The sequence below is a fragment of the Sulfitobacter sp. GN1-4 genome, assembly GCF_055693825.1.
The window spans coordinates 1,227,985-1,247,693 of sequence record NZ_JBVFUQ010000003.1 but is presented as its reverse complement, the minus strand read 5'-3'; the positions used below and the strand labels follow the sequence as shown (position 1 = coordinate 1,247,693).

The window sequence follows — 19,709 nt, the reverse complement described above, 5'->3', positions numbered from 1 at the left end:
CCGCACTGCGGCGTCACAACGGGTCCGATACAGAACTGACCTGCGAGGGGGACAACGCCCATGAACAAGATCTATGGATCCGCAGCAGAAGCACTCGACGGTGTGCTCGCGGACGGTATGCTGATTGCCTCAGGCGGCTTCGGCCTCTGCGGCATTCCGGAACTGCTTTTGCAAGCCATCAAAGAAAACGGTGCCAAAAACCTCACCTTCGCCTCCAACAACGCGGGCGTGGATGATTTTGGCATCGGCATCCTGCTGCAAACCAAGCAGGTGAAAAAGATGATCTCCTCATACGTAGGGGAGAACGCGGAATTCATGCGCCAGTACCTCTCAGGTGAGTTGGAGCTTGAGTTTAACCCCCAGGGCACGCTGGCCGAACGGATGCGCGCAGGGGGCTGCGGCATCCCGGGCTTTTACACCAAAACCGGCGTGGGCACCGTTGATTGCCGAAGGCAAAGAAACCAAGATGTTCAACGGCCAGGAATATATCATGGAGGAAGGCATCTTTGCCGACCTGTCCATCGTGAAGGCCTGGAAAGCGGATGAAACGGGCAATCTGGTCTTCCGCAAAACCGCGCGCAACTTTAACCCGCCCGCTGCAATGTGCGGTAAGGTCTGCGTGGTCGAGGTGGAAGAGATCGTGCCCACAGGCAGCCTTGATCCCGATCACATCCACCTGCCCGGCATCTATGTGCACCGCCTCATTCAGGGCACGCATGAAAAGCGCATCGAACAGCGCACGATTCGCAAGAAGGAGGACGCATAATGCCCTGGGACCGCAATCAAATGGCCGCCCGCGCGGCGCAAGAGCTTGAAGATGGCATGTATGTGAACCTTGGCATTGGCATCCCGACGCTGGTGGCCAACTACGTGGGTGACAAAGACATCACGCTGCAGTCTGAAAACGGCATGCTGGGCATGGGCCCCTTCCCTTTTGAAGGCGAAGAAGACCCCGATCTGATCAATGCAGGCAAGCAGACGATCACGGAATTGAACCGCACCGCCTATTTTGACAGTGCCACAAGCTTTGGCATGATCCGTGGCGGCAAAATCGCGGCGGCCATCCTGGGGGCGATGGAGGTTGCGGAAAATGGCGATCTGGCCAATTGGATGATACCGGGCAAACTGGTCAAGGGCATGGGCGGGGCGATGGACCTTGTCGCAGGCGTGGGCCGCGTGATTGTGGTGATGGACCACACCAACAAACACGGCGACAGCAAAGTCCTGACCGAATGCACGCTGCCCCTGACCGGCAAAGGCGTGGTGGACCGCATCATCACCAACCTTGGCGTGCTTGACGTGGTCGACGGCGGCCTGCGCATTGTGGAATGCGCCGACGGTGTCAGCGAAGAGGAACTGCGCGCCGCCACCCAAGCCACCATCGTCTAGGCCGCGCAAAAAGCCCCCGGCAGCGGCCCATCCCTTTCCTTTCCGGGCTGGAGCCGCCGTCGCTTGAGACATTCAGGTCAGGGGGCGCGGGTCTTGCCAAGAGAAATCGCCGCGGGCCCCGCTTGCGGGAGACGGCTATTTCTCTTGGCAAGGCGCGGGGCCGCTGGCAGGAAAGGATCAATCGACGGCGGCTCCAGCTTTCCGGGATGGTGAGCCTGAGCCACGCCACCGCTGCCCCGTCCGGCCCCTTAGTTCATGCTGGCAAACACGCAACCATCTGAAATCAGCTCAGGCGGGGTCAAACACAGCCCCCGTGCAACCTGAAACGCCGCCAAGACCTTGGGCACATAATCCCGCGTCTCAGCAAAAGGCGGCACGCCGCTGTGTTTGCGCACCGATCCTTCGCCTGCATTATACCCTGCCAGAACCAGCATCGGGTCACGGTCAAATTCTTCCATCAGCCAGTTGAGGTATTTCACCCCGCCCGCGATGTTTTCTGCGGGCACGAAACTGTCGCTCACGCCAAAGCGGGTGGCGGTATCCGGCATCAGTTGCATGAGGCCCTGCGCGCCTGCACGGCTCTGCGCATCTGGCTTGCCAGCCGATTCCACGGTGATCACCGCCAATACCAATGCAGGTGAGACTGCCGTATCAATCGTGGCGCGCAGAATATCCACACCATTTGCTTTGGCGATGTCCTGCATGTGCTGCAGCCTGGGCGATGGCACGCGCCCTGCCGCGCCCGCCAACGTGTCCATGGCCACCTGCAATCGTCCCGGCCCCGCATTCTCAGCCGCGGGCGACACGGCTTCCCAAAACCAATCAAAGCTGCCCGCAACCACGCCTGCAGGCGATGACGCTTGTGGCTGTGCGGCCGGCGTGGGTGCAACGGTTGCGGGATCAATCTGGATGTTGATCCGGCTGGTGCTGCCTGCCTTGGGCGGTTTGATCCGCTTTGCCTCGAACTTGGGAAAGGGTTTTGGCCCCTCTGCCATTACAGAAGGGGCTAAGATCATCGCCGCCAGGGCGGATAAAGCCAAAACTCGCATCATTTGGGTCGGTCACTGCTCTGCGTCTATGCGCTTTTGCACGATTTATCCCACAACGGGGCCCTTCAAACCAGCCAATCATGGCGCAGAAGGTGGCGATTTCGCCTCAATTGCTGCAATCCAGCCCGCGTCATGGGGTGCAACGCAGAAAATGAAACTTAAAAACCGTTTCCAAACAACGTGATAGCAAATAATTCTCTCAAATTCTTCGGATAAACGAAAAAGTCACAATTGCCGCCAAATTCATGCCCCATTCACCCGGCTATATAGCGTCATACCAAGTCGGACAGGCAGCCAACTGAGAGAAACGGATGCCAGAGCGGACGACGAGGTTGAAACAAAACTGACATGATCCTTGGAGGGACATACCATGATGAACTTTATCAAAAACTTCCGCCGCGACGAAGACGGTGCTGTGACTGTTGACTGGGTTGTGCTGACAGCCGCCGTTGTTGGCCTGGCCGTAGCTGCATACTCTTCCATCCAGGAAGGTGCATCCGACCTGACAGAAAACACTGAAACGTTCCTCGACGGCCGTAACCCTAACCCATAAGTCCGGGTTTACCGTTTGAGTTTGAGCTTTGGGGCCGCGTTCTGCCAGTCGGAGCGCGGCCCCTTCTCTTTCCAAGCAATGCTGCTTTGCCAGTTTGACATAGGAAGAACGGAAGATGTTGAAGAAATTTTTTGCGTCAGAAGACGGTGCCGTCACCGTTGACTGGGTCGTCCTCACCGCCGCTGTTGTCGGCCTTTCTGTAAGTATCGTGCTGATCCTGGCCAATTCAACCAGTGATGTCGGCGACGGTGTTGGCGGATACATGACAAACGCCGAAGCTGGTGATTTCTAAGCTTTAGCCCAAATGAACCGGCTCCAGGGCCGGTTTATTTATCCCAACCTGCCGCCAGATCACAGCCATCCAGTTGGCTCATTCTGGCCACAATCAACAATTAGTATGTCACCACGGCACGCGCGACAGCGCCTGCCCAGAATGACAGCAAGAGGTAAATGATATGCGTATGGTATTTGGACTGGTTCTGTTGGTGGGCATCGCGCTTGCTGGTGGGGCTGTATACCTGGCCAAGGATCGGATCGCGCAATACCAAGATGCGAACGCCCGCGCCCAGGCCGCTTTGTCACAGATCGTGCCCACAAAATCCGTTTTTGTGGCCAAGGATGCCCTGAAATATGGTCAGCGATTGACACAAGAAGATGTGCGGACAGTGAATTGGCCCGAAGATGCCATTCCCGAAGGCGCGTTCTTTGAGCTGACGGACCTCTTCCCCGAAAATACAGATGAATTGCGCGTCGTGCTGCGTGCCGTTGAAAAAGACGAAGCCATTCTGGCCGTAAAAGTGACAGAGCCTGGCGAAGACACTGGTCTGACCTCGCGTTTGGAAAAGGGCCAGCGGGCCTTTACCATCAAGGTTGACGTCTCCAGCGGCGTATCTGGCTTCTTGCGCCCTGATGACCGTGTGGACGTCTATTGGACCGGCCGCACCATGCTGAGCGGCGGCATCGACAATGGCGAAGTGACCAAATTGATCGAAGCGGGTGTAAAGCTGATCGCCGTCGACCAAACCTCTGGCCGGGCACAAAGCGAAGCGACCATCGCCCGCACCGTGACCGTTTCCGTGAACCCTCAGCAGGTGGCCGCCCTGGCGCAGGCCCAGTCAACAGGCCGTTTGTCCCTGTCGCTGGTGGGTGCTGATGACGACACGATCGCCACCGCGATTGAGGTGGACCAGCGTTCCTTGCTGGGCATTGCAGCCGAAGAAAAGCAGGTCGAAGTTCAGCGTGAGCGCGTCTGCACCATCCGGACCCGCCGCGGTGCCGAAGTGGTTGAACTGCCCATCCCCTGCACAAACTGATCCAGAAACTTCGGATTTACCAATTGCTTGCAACAGCGCTGCCCCGGGCGGCGCTGTTTTGCTTTGCGGCGTTGTTGCCATTTATCCACATAAGAAAAACCAGCGAACACCTTGATTCTTGCAAAAAAATTGAAATTGACGCAGAGTACTCCAAACACTGGGCGCAAAGACCCATCCCTGAGGCGTGATCAAAAAGGCAGGTCACATGAAAATCGATAGATTCTTGAAAGCGGCCCTCGTCGGGCTGTCCCTAGCTGCCATGCCCTTGGCTCTTTCCGCGCCCTCCCCGGCGTTTGCGGATACCTTGCGGGTGGTGAAAAAAGGCACCAACTCTACTCTCAGCGTTCCGATGAACCGGGCCGTGGTGGTAGAAAGTGACGTCCCCTTTGCGGAGCTGAGCATCGCAAACCCCGGCATTGCAGACATCTCATCGCTGTCAGACCGCACAATCTATGTGCTGGGCAAAAGCCCCGGCCTGACAACGCTGACGCTTCTGGATGCCAGTGGCCAGCTGATCACAAATGTAAACGTCCGCGTCGCCGCGGATGTCACAGAGTTTAAAGAACGCCTGCGGCAAATCCTGCCCGGCGAGAAGATCGAAGTGCGCACCGCGAACGATGGTATCGTGCTTTCTGGTGTGGTGTCCTCAGCCCAGCGCCTGCAACGTGCGTTGGATCTGGCGGAACGCTACGCGCCTGAGCGTGTGTCTAACCTGATGAGCGTCGGTGGCGTGCAGCAGGTGATGATGAAGGTCCGTTTTGCTGAAATGCAGCGCAACGTGTCGAAATCCCTCAGCTCATCACTGTCTTTCAACGGTGTTCTTGACGGCAGCACGGGCGTGACAGGCGGCACCGGTACGGTGAACAACCAAACTGGCGTGGTCAGCACGTTGGGCGGCAGCATCCCAGAGGTGAACCAGAACCAGGGTGCGGTTGTCTTTGGCTTTAACGTCGGCTCCACCCAAGTCGGCCTGTTGCTGGAAGCCCTTGAAACGAAAGGCGTTGTTCGCTTCCTGGCGGAGCCGAACCTGGTCGCGCTCTCTGGCCAAGAAGCCCGCTTTCTTGCCGGTGGTGAATATCCAGTGCCCGTCGCCCAAGAGGCCGGGACAATCTCAGTTGTGTTCAAACCTTTCGGTGTTGAACTGGCCTTTATCCCCCGCGTGGTGGACAAAGATCTGATCAACCTGGAGCTTAAGGCCGCAGTATCGGCGATTGACCCCACAACAAGCGTGTCTTTGGGCAGCGGTTTTGAAATCTCGGCCTTCACACGCCGCGAAACGTCTTCCACTGTGGAAATGCGCGATGGCGAAAGCTTTGCGATCGCGGGCCTGTTGACGGACGACTTTACCGACAACTCCAGCCAGCTTCCCTGGATTGGTGACGTGCCGGTGCTTGGCGCGCTCTTCCGCTCCGCTGATTATCAGCGCAGCCAAACAGAGCTGGTCATCATCGTGACCGCACATCTGGTGACGCCAACCCGTGGTGAGGCGCTTGCCCTGCCAACGGATCGCATTAAACCCCCGACCGAACAGGAACTTTTCCTCTTTGGCCGCACATCAGCCGGGACACGCACCCCGACGAAAGGTGCCGCAGGAGAGGTTGCCAAACAGGACTTTGGCGGGTCATATGGTTACGTACTGGACTGATAAGTGAACGCCCCCATGCGCAAGAGACTGAAATTTGCAGGTGCCGCCGCCGCCGTGGCTGTTGTCGCGGGCTGCGCGACAAGCTCGGACCCTGTGTATACACAGTTTTACCGCGAAGCGGGGGCGCTGACGGACACCGGTTATTTCGGCAATGCGACGCTGAACAACCGTTTGGTCATGACTGGTGAGCGGCAATACACCTTTGATTTGGCGAATCGTTTCGCTGCTGAGGTTCAATCCACCGTCACCTTTGCGTTCAATTCGGCGCAGCTTGACGGAAATGCACGGGCTATTTTGCAACAGCAGGCCGGCTGGATTCGTCAGTTCCCCGAAATCCGGTTTAAGGTTTACGGCCACACAGATGCCGTAGGTTCAGAGCAGTATAACCGGTCATTGGGCAAACGCCGCGCCAATGCGGTGGTCAGCTACCTTAGCACGCTGGGCATCAGCCGCTCTCGCCTAGAGGCGGTGGTATCGTTTGGCGAAACGCAGCCTTTGATCGTCACCCAGGGACGCGAACGGCGTAACCGCCGCACCGTGACCGAGGTGAGCGGTTTCGTACAGCGCCACCCAACGGTGCTGGATGGCAAATACGCCCAGATCATCTACCGCGATTATGTGGCCAGCGCGATTGCGCCATCGGTCGTGCGCGAAACGGCCCTGGGCAACGATTAAGACTCTGGAAATACGAAGAATTTAGAAACCCGCAGGCCCTCGCCTTGCGGGTTTTTTGTTACTCAAATGCAGCGCAGCAAAGCTCAGCGCGCATTTTATCGTTTCAACATATCCAACAATCGAAACCTTTTGGCCCAAATCTCGCCCCAGTTGGCTGCGATATCTGGCGGCATAGGACAAATGTGTCTGCGCAAAAAGCCAGGCATGGGCTTCGCAAAGAGGTGAAACCGCGCATCAGACGCGGGATCGGCCAGCGCGCGGCCCTTGTAAAAAAGGAATGAAGGCCATGAGTAGTGTTATGCCACAACCCCAAGCAGCCCCCATTGTGGCCTGCACGGTAAGCCGTGACGTACAGAACTTTGATCTGCTGATTGAAGACATGGAGGAAATCCTGGGCGAAAGCTGGGGTGACCTTGGTTTTGCTGAAGCTCTTGCCTTCTTTGGCCAACCAGAGGCCGAGGCGATGGAGTTCATTGCGCTGGCGCTGGATGAAACAGACGAAGACGACATCGTCCTGATGACCGAAATCATCACCCAGGCGAAATCCCGTGGTATAAAGGTGATCTTGATCGCTGAGGATGTAACACCTGCGGCTTTGCATTCCCTGTTGCGACAAGGTGCGGATGAATTTGTCCCCTACCCGCTTCCCGAAGGAGAGCTTGCCCAGGCCATCACCCGGGTGCGCAAAGCCGACGAAGTGGCACAGGAAGATGTCGCAAGCCCCAAGCTGAAGGCTGGCGCGCAGCGTGACGGTGCGCTGATCGTGGTGCACGGGTTGGCCGGTGGCACCGGATCCACCACTCTGGCCGTGAACCTGGCCTGGGAATTGGCGACAATCGATAAGAAAGACGCGCCATCTGTTTGCTTGATGGACCTTGATCTGCAGTACGGATCGGTTGCTACCTTCCTTGATCTGCCGCGCAAAGAAGCGGTTTATGAGATGCTGTCTGACACGGAATCCCTTGATGAAGAGGTGTTTGGCCAGTCGCTTGTCACCTATGAAGAACAATTGCAGGTGCTGACAGCGCCAAGCGAGATGCTGCCGCTGGATCTGATCACATCCGAAGATATCATACGCATTCTGGATTTGGCCCGCGATCAATTCGACTATGTGATTGTCGATATGCCCTCAACCCTCGTGCAGTGGTCTGAGGCGGTGTTGAACATGTCCCACGTCTATTTTGGCACGCTTGAGCTTGATATGCGTTCTGCCCAGAACACCCTGCGTTTCAAACGTGCGCTCCAGTCCGAAGAGTTGCCCATTGAAAAGCTACGGTATGTTTTGAACCGTGCGCCCAAGTTCACCGATCTGAACGCCAAGGCCCGCGTCAAGCGGATGGCGGAATCACTCAGCATTTCGATTGATCTGCAGTTGCCTGATGGTGGCAAGCCCATCACCCAGGCCAACGATCACGGCCTGCCTTTGGCAAATTCCGCCCCCAAAAGCCCCTTGCGCCGCGAGATCATGAAGCTCGCCGCCTCCATCCATGACCTTAAAGGCGACGAAGCCGAAGCGGCTTGAACGCGATAGGAAAGATAGCCCATGTTCTCAAAGTACAAAAAACCAGCGGCCAAAACCGCGCCTGTCGAGATCATTGATAACGTCGCAGCTTTTGAGGAAAAGAAAGCCGAAGCTGCGGCACCGGCTGCACGCCGCAAGGAAGCGCCGAAAAACGCGGCTGCTCCGACGCCAATGGACAAAGAGCTGAAGCGCAAGGCGCGGATGTCTGAGATCAAGCTGGAATTGCACCAGGCCCTTCTCGACAACCTCAACCTGGCTGCGCTTGAGCACGCCACAGAGCAAGATCTGCGCCAAGAAATCAACGACATCTCGTCTGAGATCCTGGCCGAAAAGAGCATTGTTCTGAACCGCGAAGACCGGCTGACGCTGAACTCAGAGCTTTATGACGAAGTGACCGGCCTTGGCCCGTTGGAAACGCTGCTTAAAGACGAAACCGTCAACGATATTCTGGTCAACGGCCCGCAGCAGATCTTTGTGGAACGCGCCGGTAAGCTGGAACTGACCGACGTGACGTTCAAAGACGAACGCCACCTGCTGCGCATCATCGACAAGATCGTGTCGGCGGTGGGACGTCGTGTAGACGAATCTAACCCTTACGTGGACGCCCGTTTGGGCGATGGCTCGCGTTTCAACGCGATGGTGCCGCCGGTTGCGGTAGACGGCAGCCTGGTCTCCATTCGTAAGTTCAAAAAGGACAAGCTGGGGATCGACGATCTGGTCAACTTTGGCGCCTTTACCGAAGAAATGGCGGCCTATTTGCAAGCGGCTGTGGCCACGCGCCTGAATGTGATCGTCTCTGGCGGTACGGGTTCTGGTAAAACAACCACGCTCAACGCTCTGTCGTCCTTCATCGACAACGCCGAACGTATCCTGACCATTGAGGATACGGCGGAACTTCAGCTGCAGCAGACCCATGTGGGCCGGATGGAAAGCCGTCCGCCCAACGTGGAAGGCAAGGGCGAAGTTTCCCCCGCGACTGTCTGAAAAACGCGCTGCGGATGCGTCCTGATCGGATCATCGTGGGTGAAACGCGTGGCGAGGAAGTGATCGACATGTTGCAGGCCATGAACACTGGCCACGACGGATCCATGACCACAATCCACGCCAACTCGGCCCGCGATGGCATCAGCCGTCTGGAAAACATGATCGCAATGGCAGGCATTGAAATGCCCATCAAAGCGGTCCGGTCGCAGATTTCATCTGCTGTGAACCTGATTGTTCAGGCCTCGCGTTTGCAAGACGGCTCGCGCCGCATGACATCCATCACCGAAATTACAGGGATGGAAGGTGACGTGATCTCCATGCAGGAAATCTTCCGTTATCAGCGTGTTGGTCTGACCCCAGACAATAAGATTATCGGCCACTTCACAGCCACCGGCGTGCGCAGCCACTTTGCTGAGCGTTTCCGTCTGTGGGGCTATGATCTGCCCGCGTCCATCTACGAACCCATCGCCGCCGAATAAGGATAAGCAACATGAGTGCAGAACCGATCATTTATGGCCTGATCTTTGTTGGCGTTTTGGTGCTGGTCGAAGGCATCTATCTGGTCGCCTTTGGCAAATCCATCAGCCTGAATTCCCGTGTGAACCGGCGTCTGGAGATGCTGGAAAAGGGCAGCCGGCGCGAAGAAGTGTTGGAAAAGCTGCGCAAGGAAATGCAGCAGCACATGGATGCCAAATCCATTCCGCTCTATTCGCTGTTGTCTGAAAAGGCGCAAAAGGCGGCCATCGCCTTTACGCCCCAACAGCTGTTGATGATTATGGGCTTACTGGCCGCGATTGCCTTTATGGGGCTGACCATCGGCACCCAAACCGACCTCGCAGTGCGCCTGCTTATGTCGATCGCGATTGGCATTGGTGCGGTCTATTTCTGGGTATCGTCCAAAGCCAACAAACGTCTGGCGATGATCGAAGAACAGCTGCCAGATGCGGTTGAACTGATGGTGCGCTCTTTGCGGGTGGGTCATCCGTTTACCAATGCGATTACCATCGTATCAAAGGAAATCCAGGATCCTCTGGCGTCTGAATTCGGTGTCATCTCAGACGAAGCCGCTTATGGCCGCGATGTGGGTGAGGCGCTTAAGGATATGGCCGAACGACTGGGGATGCAGGATTTGCGGTTCCTGGCGGTGGCGGTTTCCATCCAGCAACAATCGGGTGGTAACCTTGCTGAAATTCTGGCCGGTCTGGCCAAGGTGATCCGCGCTCGTTTCCGTCTTTTCCGTCGGGTCAAGGCCATCACCGCTGAGGCCAAGTGGTCAGGCAAGTTCCTGTCCGGCTTCCCGATTGTGGCGCTGATCGTCATCAACGTGAGCGATCCACATTACTATGATGATGTGATGGACCACCCCTACTTTATTCCGGCCTGCTTCCTTGTGGGCATCTTCCTGGCGCTGAACCTCTATGTGATGCGCGTTCTGACAGACATCAAAGTGTAAGGGCCTGAGCCATGGAGCTGTTTAACAATCTCAACAATCAGGTGTCTGACCTTTTGGGCCCGATGGGGTTGATCATCATCATCGGGGTTCTGGGCGTCTGCTTGGTCGCGCTGACCGTCGTCATGATGCTGCGTCAGCCTGAGGATCCGCTTGAGAAACTCAAGCGCGCCTCCACCACGGGTGCCAAAACGGAAACCAAAGCCAGCCTGCGTCAGGCGGGGGGGAACCAGCAGCTCAAAAAGTTTGCCAAGTTCCTTGAACCTGAGGATGTTGCACAGCTTTCCGCCATGCAGCTGACCCTGCGCCAGGCCGGCTATCCCGGTCGCGACGCGGTGCGCCTGTTCTACTTTGCGCAGATGGCTCTGGGCATTCTGGGCCTGCTGGCGGGCGTTATTTATATCAACTTTCTGGGTGGCGGCGAAGGCCTGAGCACACAGAAGACGATGATGTACACCGTAGGCCCCGGTGGGATCGGGTACTACCTGCCCAAATATTGGGTCACCCGCCGGGTTGAGACCCGCAAAGAAGAAATCACCCGCGGCTTTCCAGATGCGCTCGATATGATGCTGGTCTGTGTTGAAGCCGGTCAGTCGCTGGACCAGTGTATCAACCGCGTCGCCGGTGAATTGCGCGCCTCTTACAAATCCCTGGCCGATGAATTTGAAATCGTCGCCTATGAGATGAAAGCGGGTAAGGACAAGATCACGGTTCTGAATGACATGGGCGAACGCTGCGGCGTGCAGGACGTGCAATCCTTTGTGACCGTGCTGATCCAGTCTGCTGCTTTCGGTACATCCATTGCGGATGCGCTGCGGGTCTATGCCTCTGAAATGCGGGACAAACGCGTGATGCGCGCCGAAGAAGCCGCAAACAAGTTGCCAACCAAGATGACACTTGCCACTATGATGCTGACGGTGCCGCCGTTGCTGATCATTCTGGTCGGACCATCGGTGCACGGCATCACGCAACTGGGCAACATGTCAGGAGGCGGGGGCAATTAAACGACCTGCATGCAGGCGCTTTGTTATCGGCGCACTGCTCCTTGCAACACCACTTGGATTGGCCGCCTGTTCCACGGGCGGCTTTTCTGCGTCCAAAGATCAAGTCTATGCCCCCGGCGTCAACCAACGCGCCAAGGCTGAGGACGGCGTTGAAGTCGGGCACCGTTTGATGGCCGCTGGCCAGTTTGAACTCGCGATCCGCTCTTTCAACCGCGCGGCACTTGAACAGGGTCTGAACGGGGAAATCCTTTCTGGCCTGGGCAGCGCAAACCTTGGCCTGGGCCGCTTGGGCCAAGCAGAGACGCTTTTGCGCAGGGCCGTACAGGAAGAGGCCGAACAGCCCGAAGTGTGGAACAACCTTGGTGTTGTCCTCATGGAGCGTGGCAAAACCGTTGAAGCGGAACAGATTTTCAAAAGGGCCTATGCGCTTGATAATGGCGAAAGTGACGCAATTCGCGACAATCTTCGCTTGGCACTCGCAAAATCGGAAAATTCTGGTACTGTAGCGCTTGACGAAGAAAATTATAAACTCGTGCGGCGTGGCGGGGGAAATTACCTCATCCAGTCAGCACTCTAATCGTCAAGGCTTTGAGGGCCGAGGCAGAGCAGTAAAAAGGACGCAAAAATGCGCCACCCTATTATTTTGGCCGCCTGCATTGCAGGCGTCAGCGTTGTAGCAGGCTGCGCTGAAAAAGATGCAAACGCGACTGTTGAACGCGCATTCGAAGATGTGAACGCGCTCGACGGGAACAATATCTCAGATGTGATGCTGACCGTGGCGGATCCGAACGAAGCGGTCGCCTACTTCAAACGTTCCAGCGACGCCAACCCGGACCGTATTGATCTGCAGCGCGGGCTGGCCACCTCATTGATCCGGGCAAAACGCATCACCGAAGGTGTATCGGCCTGGAAAAAGGTCACCGGCATGCCCGAAGTGACGCCAGACGATAAAGTTGAATATGCCGATGCGCTGATCCGGTCCGGCGATTGGGCGACGGCTGAAACCGTGCTCGATTCAGTGCCTCCCACCCATGAGACATTCAAACGCTACCGCCTCGAAGCGCTGGTGGCGGACAGCAATAAAGAGTGGAAGAAAGCCGACAGCTTCTATGAAATCGCCGTTGGTCTAACCACAACACCCGGTTCGGTTATGAACAACTGGGGCTATTCCAAGCTGACCCGTGGTGATTACCCCGCGGCTGAGCGTCTTTTCTCAGACGCTGTGCGCCAGGACCCTGACCTTTTCACAGCCAAGAACAACCTCGTTCTGGCCCGTGCCGCCCAGCGTGATTACACGCTGCCCGTCATCCAGATGGATCAGGCCGAGCGGGCACAGCTTTTGCACACCATGGCGCTTTCCGCGATCAAGCAAGGCGATGTGCAAACTGGCAAATCGCTTCTGCGCGAAGCGATTGATACGCATCCTCAGCACTTTGAAGCGGCGGTTCGGTCTCTCGACGCGCTTGAGAACGGCTAGGGCGATGGCCATCTCGGCCACACATGCGTTGTGGTTTCTGCCCTTCGTACTGCCGCTTTGTCTCTATGTCGCATTTACCGACATGGCGCAGATGCGGATCACCAATCAGGCGGTTGTGCTTTTGACCGTCATTTTCGTGGTGATCGGTGTCTTCCTGCTGCCCTTCCAGGATTATCTATGGCGGCTTGCCGCGCTGGTGATCGTACTGGTCGTCGGTATCATCCTGAACGCTGCAGGTGCGCTTGGCGCGGGCGACGCGAAATTTGCCGCTGCTGCCGCCCCCTATATCGCATTGGGCGATCTGAGGCTGTTGATGGCGCTCTTTATGGCCACCTTACTGGCCGCAGCTGTGTCGCACCGGGCGGCCAAATACACGCCCCTGCGCAAACTTGCCCCCCATTGGACCAGCTGGGAACAAGGTAAAAAATTCCCGATGGGCCTGGCCCTGGGGCCGACGCTGGCCATCTACCTCATTTTGGGCGTGTTCTATGGTGCCTGATAAACGCCATATTCAGCGCCTAGCCTGCACAAACAGCGCACCCGTGATCAAAGGAGCCGTCCGATGAACATGCAAACCACCAACGTCATGGCCCCCCCACCGCCAAAGCGGCTGGAGGAAATGCGGCTGCCGATTGTGATGATGCGCGACATCATCCTCAAGACGATTTTTCGCAAGAACGTGGAGCTGGTCAGCGAACTGGCCACGGCCGTTTGTCTGCCCATTCCCGTGACCCAGGAACTGGTCGACATGAGCCGCGATCAGCGCCTGCTTGAGGCGACGGGCACATTGAACGCCAACAACGGCAACGAAATGGGCTATCAGCTGACCGAAGCGGGTAAATCCCGCACTTTGGACGCGCTGGCCCAGTCTGAGTACTTTGGCCCCATGCCTGTCCCGCTTGAGGTCTACAGCGAACAGGTCAAACGCCAATCGATCCGAAATATCCAGGTCACTCGCGACCAACTGACCGGTGCGATGGGCCATTTGGTGCTGCCCGACAGTCTGCTTGATCATCTGGGGCCCGCTGTGTCTGCGGGGCGTTCGATCTTGATGTATGGGCCTCCCGGCAACGGTAAATCCTCCATCTCCAACGGGATCCGCGATGCGCTTGGCGATAAGGTCTATGTTCCGCGCGCCATCGAATATGCCGGTCAGGTGATTACGGTCTACGATCCGATCGTGCATTCCAAAGCCGAGGAAGAGGTGCAGGACCCCAATTCGCTGCGCCGGGTGACCCGCTTTGACAGCCGCTATGTCTGCTGTGAACGGCCCACGGTGATCACCGGGGGTGAGCTATCGCTTGAGATGCTGGATCTGGTCTACAACCCCACAGCGCGCACCTATCAGGCACCGCTGCAGCTGAAATCCACCGGTGGCATTTTCATCGTGGACGACCTGGGTCGCCAGAAAGAGCCACCGCAGTCCATCGTGAACCGCTGGATTGTGCCGCTTGAGGAAAGCAAAGACATCCTGTCCCTGCAATCAGGTGAGAAGTTTGAGGTGCCTTTTGACACGCTCGTGGTCTTTTCAACCAACTTCCACCCCAATGAGATTTTTGACCAAGCGGCCCTGCGCCGGATCTTCTTCAAGATCAAAATTGACGGGCCGAACCAGGAAAACTTCCTCAAAATTTTTGCCATGGTCGCCCGCAAACGCGGCATGCCCTTGGATGAGGCGACGTTGGTGCATCTGCTCAAGGTGAAATATCCCGAGATCGACAATGTCTATGCCAACTATCAGCCGATCTTTTTGATCGACCAGATGATCGCAATCTGCGAATTCGAAGGCATCCCCTATCAGATGTCGCCGGCGCTGATTGATCGGGCTTGGGCAAACATGTTTGTCAAAGACGAGCATATCGTGAAATAGGCCAAAGCCAAGGCAACCACGGGCTGGCGGCGGCGCGCACATGCTATCTGTCGCCCATGCGGCAGCTTCCCCCATATTCACAGACTGGTTTGCCAGCAAAGGATGGTCGATCCACCCCCACCAGCAACAGATGCTGGACCGGGCTGATGCGCCGTCTCTGTTGCTGATCGCACCCACGGGCGGGGGCAAAACGCTGTCGGGCTTTCTGCCCACACTGATTGATCTGGCCGAAGGCACCCATGACGGGATGCACACGCTCTATATCTCACCGCTCAAGGCGCTGGCGGCGGATATCAAGCGCAATCTGACAACCCCGGTCCAAGAGATGGGCCTGCCCATCACCATCGACGACCGCACCGGCGACACGCCAGCCACCCGGCGCAAGCGTCAGCGTGCCGATCCGCCAAACATTTTTCTGACCACCCCTGAAAGCCTTGCGCTGTTGGTCAGCTATGATGATGCGCCCAAGATGTTCAAAGGCCTCAAACGGGTGGTCATTGACGAAATCCACGCGTTGGCAGAATCCAAACAGGGCGATCAGATGATGCTCGCACTGGCCCGGCTGCAAACCATTTGCCCAGATCTGAAGCGCGTAGGCCTTTCGGCCACGGTCGAAGATCCGCAAGCCATCGCGCATCTGATGGCCAACCATCCTGATCCTTGCGAGATTCTGTCAGCTGATCCCGGCCCCGCGCCAGACATCCAGATGCTGCGCACGGATGAGGCACCGCCCTGGTCAGGTGGCGGCGCCGCCTATGCCATTCCGGCGGTGATCGAAGAGGTGAAGAAACACAACACCACACTTATTTTTCACAATACCCGCGCCCAGGCCGAAATTTTCTTTCACAACCTGTGGCTGGCCAATGACGACAGCCTGCCCATCGGCATCCACCACGGCTCACTCGACCGCGAACAGCGCGCCAAGGTGGAGGCCGCCATGGTGCGCGGCGATCTAAGGGCGATTGTCTGCACCGGGTCGCTCGATCTTGGGATTGATTGGGGCGATGTTGATCTGGTCATCCAGATCGGTGCCCCCAAGAATGTCAAACGGCTGGTCCAGCGGATTGGGCGTGCCAATCACCGCTACAACGCCCCGTCCAAAGCGTTGCTGGTGCCCGCAAACCGGTTTGAGGTGGTCGAATGCGTCGCAGCCCTTGATGCCGTCCTAAGCGGTGATCTGGACGGTGATCCACGGGGGCAAGGCCCGCGCGACGTGCTGTGCCAGCACATCCTGATCGCCGCTTGCGCAGGCCCCTTTGACGCAGACGACCTTTACCGCGAGGTCACCTCGGCAGGGGCGTACAGCGCGCTCAGCCGTGCCGAATTTGACGCCTGTCTCGAATTTTGCGCCACGGGCGGCTATGCGTTGCGGGCCTATGACCGGTGGCAACGTCTGTTGCAAAACCCCGCGGGCCTGTGGCAACTGCGCGATCCGCGTGCAGCACGCAACATCCGCATGAACATCGGGACCATCCAGGACACCGACACGCTCAAAGTGCGGATGCGCCGCAACCGGGGCGGCAAGCCCTTGGGCGAGATTGAGGAAGGCTTTGCCGCCACTCTAACGCCTGGAGACACGTTTCTGATTGGCGGGCAGATCGTGCGCTATGAAGGGCTGCGGGAAATGACTGTTGAGGTCAGCCGCGATGCCGCCAAGAAACCCAAGATTGCCACCTTCATGGGCACCAAGTTCGCCACCTCGACCCAGCTTTCGGCCCGCGTGCAAGAGATGTTTACCCAAGACAGCTGGCCAGAGCTGCCGCCCCACACCGCCGAATGGCTGCACCTGCAACGTGAGGTCAGCCAGTTGCCGCAGCCCGGCCGTCTGTTGATAGAGAGCTTTCCGCATGATGGGCGCGCCCAAACCGTTGTCTACGGCTTTGCAGGGCGCAACGGCATGCAGACGCTGGGGCTGCTGCTGACCAAACGGATGGAGGAGCTGGGCCTAAGCCCCATGGGCTTTGTTGCCACCGACTACGCGCTGTTGATCTGGGGGCTTGATCCGGTCCGTGACCCCGCGCCGCTCTTTGACAAGGGCGCGCTTTATGATGGGTTGGACACCTGGCTGGCGGGCAATGCGGTGATGAAAAAGACCTTTCGCGCCTCTGCCACCATCGCAGGCCTCATCGAACGCAACTCACCCCAGGCGCGCAAATCAGGGCGGCAGGCGACTTTTTCCAGCGACATCCTTTATGACACGCTGATGAAATACGACCCCGAGCATCTGATGCTTCAGATCACCCGCGAAGAGGCCCTGCGCGGTCTGGTCGACTTTGGACGCATCGAAGAAATGATCGCACGCGTGGGCAACCGCATTGATCACCTAAGCTTGCCCCGCGTCACCCCGCTTGCCGCACCCCTTTTTTGGAAATGGGCCGGGTGCCCATCAAGGGCGAGGCGGATGAACGGCTCCTGGCCGAAGAGGCCACCCGCCTGATGGACGCCTCAGGCCTTGCCAACATCACGCCACCGCCCTCAGACAACCCCAAGTGGCGCGTGGGCTGGTAGGCCCTTAGCGTCCCCCAGCAACGGCTATGGGGGTCACCAGAAGGCCCAGTGTACCAAGGTTGCAACCTCGCCCCGCCCGCGCCGAAAACCCGACCCCTTGCCAAGTCCGGTAATTTCACACATGAACAAACTATGAACGCCCATGATTTCACCTTAGCGGGTGCCGCACTGACGGCCCTGCCGACCGGCGCGCTCTGGTGGCCAGAGCAAGACGTGCTTTGCGTGTCGGACCTGCACCTTGGCAAATCTGAACGCATCGCCCGGCGCGGCGGCGCGCCGCTTCCGCCTTATGAAACGCGTGACACGCTCACCCGGCTGGCCGCCGATCTGGCGCGGACCCATGCCAAAACGGTGATTTGCCTGGGCGACAGTTTTGACGATCTGGGTGCGGCAGAAGCATTGCCTGACGAAGAAAAGCTTTGGATCGCGCGGCTGCAGGCCGGGCGGCGTTGGGTCTGGGTTGAAGGCAACCATGATCCCGGTCCGGTCGATCTGGGCGGGGCGCATCTGGCCGAACTGCCGTTGGCCCCGCTGACCTTCCGCCACATCGCCGATCCCGCCGCCAGTGGCGAAGTCTCTGGCCATTATCACCCCAAGGCCAGCCTGTCCCTTCGGGGCCGCTCCATCACGCGGCCAGTGTTTCTGTATGACAGCGACCGCCTGATCATGCCCGCCTACGGCACCTACACCGGTGGGCTGGACACCCGCGCGGCTGTCTTTGCCCCCTTGATGCGCCCCGAGGCCTGTGCTGTCTTGACCGGCAAAAGCGCCGTTGCGGTGCCAATGCCAAGATAGGACAGGCCATGGACCCAGAGGCGATTGCCCGCATTCACGAAAGCTTCGCAGCGCAAAGCATGATGGCCACCCTTGGTGCAGAATTATCCAGCATCAAAGAAGGTGAGGTGCAGATCACCGCACCAATTTTGTCCTCCACCCAACAGCAGCAAGGTTTCGGGCACGCCGGGCTGACGTTTTCCATCGGAGATTCCGCGGCAGGCTATGCCGCCCTCACCCTCCTGCCCCTCGACATGGAAGTTGTGACCGCAGAGATCAAAGTGAACCTTTTAGCCCCCGCGAAGGGCGAGCGCCTGATCGCCACAGGCCGGGTGATCAAACCCGGCAAACGGCTCTGCGTTGTCACCTCCAAGGTCCATGCAGAGGCCAAGGGCAACCGCACCCTCATCGCCATTCTGCAAGGCACGATGGTCCCTGTTCCACGCTGAAGCCCGGCTTGTAGAACCACACCAAAAAAAGGGGCACGCACCGGATGCGCACCCCTTCTCAAGATAAATACCAGTGCTTTAAGCCGTCAGGCCCTCAGGCTCTGCCAGACCATTCGCCCGGCAACAGGCCGTCACCGTATTGGCCAAAAGGCAGGCAATAGTCATCGGCCCAACGCCGCCCGGCACCGGCGTTATGGCACCCGCGCGTTCGGCACAGCTGTCATAATGCACATCGCCCACCAGCCGCGTCTTGCCCTCACCCTTCTCAGGCGCGTCAATCCGGTTGATGCCCACGTCAATCACCGTGGCCCCCTCTTTGATCCAGTCGCCCGGCACCATCTCAGGCCGGCCCACGGCCGCCACCACGATATCCGCCCGGCGCACAACGTCGGCCAAATCCTTGGTCCGGCTGTGGGCAATGGTCACTGTGGCACTGTCATTCAACAGCAGCTGCGCCATGGGTTTGCCCACGATGTTGGAACGTCCCACAACAACCGCATCCATGCCCGAGATTGATCCGTGATGATCCCGCAGCATCATCAAACACCCCAGCGGCGTGCAAGGCACCATGGATTTCTGCCCCGTGCCCAAAAGCCCTACGTTGGAGATGTGAAACCCATCCACGTCCTTTGCAGGCGAGATGGAGTTGATCACCAAATCCTCATCTAGATGACCCGGCAGCGGCAGCTGTACCAGGATGCCATGCACCGCAGGATCGTTGTTCAGCTTGTCAATCAGCGCCAGCAGATCCGCTTCTGACGTATCCACGTCCAACTTATGCTCATAAGAGTTCATGCCCACTTCAACGGTCATCTTCCCCTTGGAGCGTACATAAACCTGAGAGGCAGGGTCTTCGCCCACCAGCACCACGGCAAGGCCCGGCGTAATCCCGTTTTCGTCTTTCAGCCGCGTGACATGTTCTGCCACCTGCGCCCGTACCTTTGCCGCAAAGGCTTTGCCGTCGATTACCTTGGCACCCATGCCGTCTGTCCCTTCATCTTTCCAATATAACTCAAATCAGTTTGGGGCGGGGCTCAATGCCCCGCC

Annotated in this window: 17 protein-coding genes and 3 pseudogenes; 18 read left to right on the top strand and 2 right to left on the bottom strand. The window is 57.9% G+C overall.

What is annotated here, in order from left to right; all coding sequences use genetic code 11:
* Positions 1-60: 60 nt before the first annotated feature.
* Both ACZ1HM_RS06620 and ACZ1HM_RS06615 read left to right on the top strand, forming a co-directional pair.
* Positions 61-766, top strand: a pseudogene (locus tag ACZ1HM_RS06620) (CoA transferase subunit A).
* Positions 766-1,389, top strand: a complete 624-nt coding sequence (locus ACZ1HM_RS06615; protein ID WP_472742072.1) for a 3-oxoacid CoA-transferase subunit B — start codon at positions 766-768, stop codon at positions 1,387-1,389. The pseudogene ACZ1HM_RS06620 and the gene ACZ1HM_RS06615 overlap by 1 nt, the downstream one beginning before the upstream one ends.
* Positions 1,390-1,637: 248 nt before the next feature.
* Here ACZ1HM_RS06615 and ACZ1HM_RS06610 read toward each other — a convergent pair whose 3' ends face one another.
* Positions 1,638-2,438, bottom strand: coding sequence for a lytic transglycosylase domain-containing protein (locus tag ACZ1HM_RS06610; protein WP_472744580.1), 801 nt, complete (start codon positions 2,436-2,438; stop codon positions 1,638-1,640).
* A 370-nt stretch (positions 2,439-2,808) separates the two neighbouring features.
* Here ACZ1HM_RS06610 and ACZ1HM_RS06605 point away from each other — a divergent pair, with 370 nt between their 5' ends.
* The 16 genes and pseudogenes from ACZ1HM_RS06605 to ACZ1HM_RS06530 all read left to right on the top strand — a co-directional run bounded on the left by ACZ1HM_RS06605 (position 2,809) and on the right by ACZ1HM_RS06530 (position 18,662).
* On the top strand, positions 2,809-2,991 hold the full coding sequence (locus ACZ1HM_RS06605) for a Flp family type IVb pilin (RefSeq protein ID WP_472742071.1): 183 nt from the start codon (positions 2,809-2,811) through the stop codon (positions 2,989-2,991).
* Between the two features lie 115 nt (positions 2,992-3,106).
* Positions 3,107-3,283, top strand: a complete 177-nt coding sequence (locus ACZ1HM_RS06600; RefSeq protein WP_472742070.1) for a hypothetical protein — start codon at positions 3,107-3,109, stop codon at positions 3,281-3,283.
* Positions 3,284-3,446: 163 nt separating this feature from the next.
* On the top strand, positions 3,447-4,304 hold the full coding sequence (gene cpaB / locus ACZ1HM_RS06595; RefSeq protein WP_472742069.1) for a Flp pilus assembly protein CpaB: 858 nt from the start codon (positions 3,447-3,449) through the stop codon (positions 4,302-4,304).
* A gap of 205 nt (positions 4,305-4,509) precedes the next feature.
* Positions 4,510-5,949: a type II and III secretion system protein family protein gene (locus tag ACZ1HM_RS06590; RefSeq protein ID WP_472742068.1), complete on the top strand. Its 1,440-nt coding sequence runs from the start codon at positions 4,510-4,512 to the stop codon at positions 5,947-5,949.
* A gap of 15 nt (positions 5,950-5,964) precedes the next feature.
* The gene (locus ACZ1HM_RS06585; RefSeq protein WP_472742067.1) at positions 5,965-6,624 is read left to right on the top strand and encodes an OmpA family protein; all 660 of its coding nucleotides are present in this window, start codon (positions 5,965-5,967) and stop codon (positions 6,622-6,624) included.
* Positions 6,625-6,910: 286 nt separating this feature from the next.
* A complete protein-coding gene (locus tag ACZ1HM_RS06580; protein WP_472742066.1) occupies positions 6,911-8,146 on the top strand; it encodes an AAA family ATPase in 1,236 nt (411 codons plus the stop codon).
* Between the two features lie 21 nt (positions 8,147-8,167).
* A pseudogene (locus ACZ1HM_RS06575) lies at positions 8,168-9,609 on the top strand (CpaF family protein).
* An 11-nt stretch (positions 9,610-9,620) separates the two neighbouring features.
* Positions 9,621-10,583: a type II secretion system F family protein gene (locus ACZ1HM_RS06570; RefSeq protein ID WP_472742065.1), complete on the top strand. Its 963-nt coding sequence runs from the start codon at positions 9,621-9,623 to the stop codon at positions 10,581-10,583.
* 11 nt (positions 10,584-10,594) lie between these two features.
* Entirely contained in the window at positions 10,595-11,584 is a 990-nt protein-coding gene (locus ACZ1HM_RS06565; protein WP_472742064.1) for a type II secretion system F family protein, read from the top strand.
* A gap of 58 nt (positions 11,585-11,642) precedes the next feature.
* Positions 11,643-12,161: a tetratricopeptide repeat protein gene (locus ACZ1HM_RS06560; protein WP_472742063.1), complete on the top strand. Its 519-nt coding sequence runs from the start codon at positions 11,643-11,645 to the stop codon at positions 12,159-12,161.
* 48 nt (positions 12,162-12,209) lie between these two features.
* Positions 12,210-13,061 (top strand): tetratricopeptide repeat protein, encoded by an 852-nt coding sequence (locus tag ACZ1HM_RS06555; protein WP_472742062.1) that lies wholly within the window; start codon positions 12,210-12,212, stop codon positions 13,059-13,061.
* A gap of 4 nt (positions 13,062-13,065) precedes the next feature.
* On the top strand, positions 13,066-13,560 hold the full coding sequence (locus ACZ1HM_RS06550; RefSeq protein ID WP_472742061.1) for a prepilin peptidase: 495 nt from the start codon (positions 13,066-13,068) through the stop codon (positions 13,558-13,560).
* A gap of 63 nt (positions 13,561-13,623) precedes the next feature.
* A complete protein-coding gene (locus ACZ1HM_RS06545; protein WP_472742060.1) occupies positions 13,624-14,931 on the top strand; it encodes an ATPase in 1,308 nt (435 codons plus the stop codon).
* Between the two features lie 40 nt (positions 14,932-14,971).
* Positions 14,972-17,439 (top strand): annotated as a pseudogene (locus ACZ1HM_RS06540) (ligase-associated DNA damage response DEXH box helicase).
* 132 nt (positions 17,440-17,571) lie between these two features.
* Complete coding sequence (gene pdeM, locus ACZ1HM_RS06535; protein WP_472742059.1) at positions 17,572-18,234, top strand: ligase-associated DNA damage response endonuclease PdeM; 663 nt, start codon at positions 17,572-17,574, stop codon at positions 18,232-18,234.
* 8 nt (positions 18,235-18,242) lie between these two features.
* Positions 18,243-18,662, top strand: a complete 420-nt coding sequence (locus tag ACZ1HM_RS06530; RefSeq protein ID WP_472742058.1) for a PaaI family thioesterase — start codon at positions 18,243-18,245, stop codon at positions 18,660-18,662.
* A 78-nt stretch (positions 18,663-18,740) separates the two neighbouring features.
* Here ACZ1HM_RS06530 and folD read toward each other — a convergent pair whose 3' ends face one another.
* Positions 18,741-19,643: a bifunctional methylenetetrahydrofolate dehydrogenase/methenyltetrahydrofolate cyclohydrolase FolD gene (folD, locus tag ACZ1HM_RS06525; protein WP_472742057.1), complete on the bottom strand. Its 903-nt coding sequence runs from the start codon at positions 19,641-19,643 to the stop codon at positions 18,741-18,743.
* Between the last annotated feature and the right edge of the window lie 66 nt (positions 19,644-19,709).

Coding starts and splice junctions, on each gene's coding strand:
- ACZ1HM_RS06615 (WP_472742072.1), top strand. CDS start 766: ATGCCCTGGGACCGCAATCAAATGGCCGCCCGCGCGGCGCAAGAGCTT.
- ACZ1HM_RS06610 (WP_472744580.1), bottom strand. CDS start 2,438: ATGCGAGTTTTGGCTTTATCCGCCCTGGCGGCGATGATCTTAGCCCCT.
- ACZ1HM_RS06605 (WP_472742071.1), top strand. CDS start 2,809: ATGATGAACTTTATCAAAAACTTCCGCCGCGACGAAGACGGTGCTGTG.
- ACZ1HM_RS06600 (WP_472742070.1), top strand. CDS start 3,107: ATGTTGAAGAAATTTTTTGCGTCAGAAGACGGTGCCGTCACCGTTGAC.
- cpaB (WP_472742069.1), top strand. CDS start 3,447: ATGCGTATGGTATTTGGACTGGTTCTGTTGGTGGGCATCGCGCTTGCT.
- ACZ1HM_RS06590 (WP_472742068.1), top strand. CDS start 4,510: ATGAAAATCGATAGATTCTTGAAAGCGGCCCTCGTCGGGCTGTCCCTA.
- ACZ1HM_RS06585 (WP_472742067.1), top strand. CDS start 5,965: ATGCGCAAGAGACTGAAATTTGCAGGTGCCGCCGCCGCCGTGGCTGTT.
- ACZ1HM_RS06580 (WP_472742066.1), top strand. CDS start 6,911: ATGAGTAGTGTTATGCCACAACCCCAAGCAGCCCCCATTGTGGCCTGC.
- ACZ1HM_RS06570 (WP_472742065.1), top strand. CDS start 9,621: ATGAGTGCAGAACCGATCATTTATGGCCTGATCTTTGTTGGCGTTTTG.
- ACZ1HM_RS06565 (WP_472742064.1), top strand. CDS start 10,595: ATGGAGCTGTTTAACAATCTCAACAATCAGGTGTCTGACCTTTTGGGC.
- ACZ1HM_RS06555 (WP_472742062.1), top strand. CDS start 12,210: ATGCGCCACCCTATTATTTTGGCCGCCTGCATTGCAGGCGTCAGCGTT.
- ACZ1HM_RS06550 (WP_472742061.1), top strand. CDS start 13,066: ATGGCCATCTCGGCCACACATGCGTTGTGGTTTCTGCCCTTCGTACTG.
- ACZ1HM_RS06545 (WP_472742060.1), top strand. CDS start 13,624: ATGAACATGCAAACCACCAACGTCATGGCCCCCCCACCGCCAAAGCGG.
- pdeM (WP_472742059.1), top strand. CDS start 17,572: ATGAACGCCCATGATTTCACCTTAGCGGGTGCCGCACTGACGGCCCTG.
- ACZ1HM_RS06530 (WP_472742058.1), top strand. CDS start 18,243: ATGGACCCAGAGGCGATTGCCCGCATTCACGAAAGCTTCGCAGCGCAA.
- folD (WP_472742057.1), bottom strand. CDS start 19,643: ATGGGTGCCAAGGTAATCGACGGCAAAGCCTTTGCGGCAAAGGTACGG.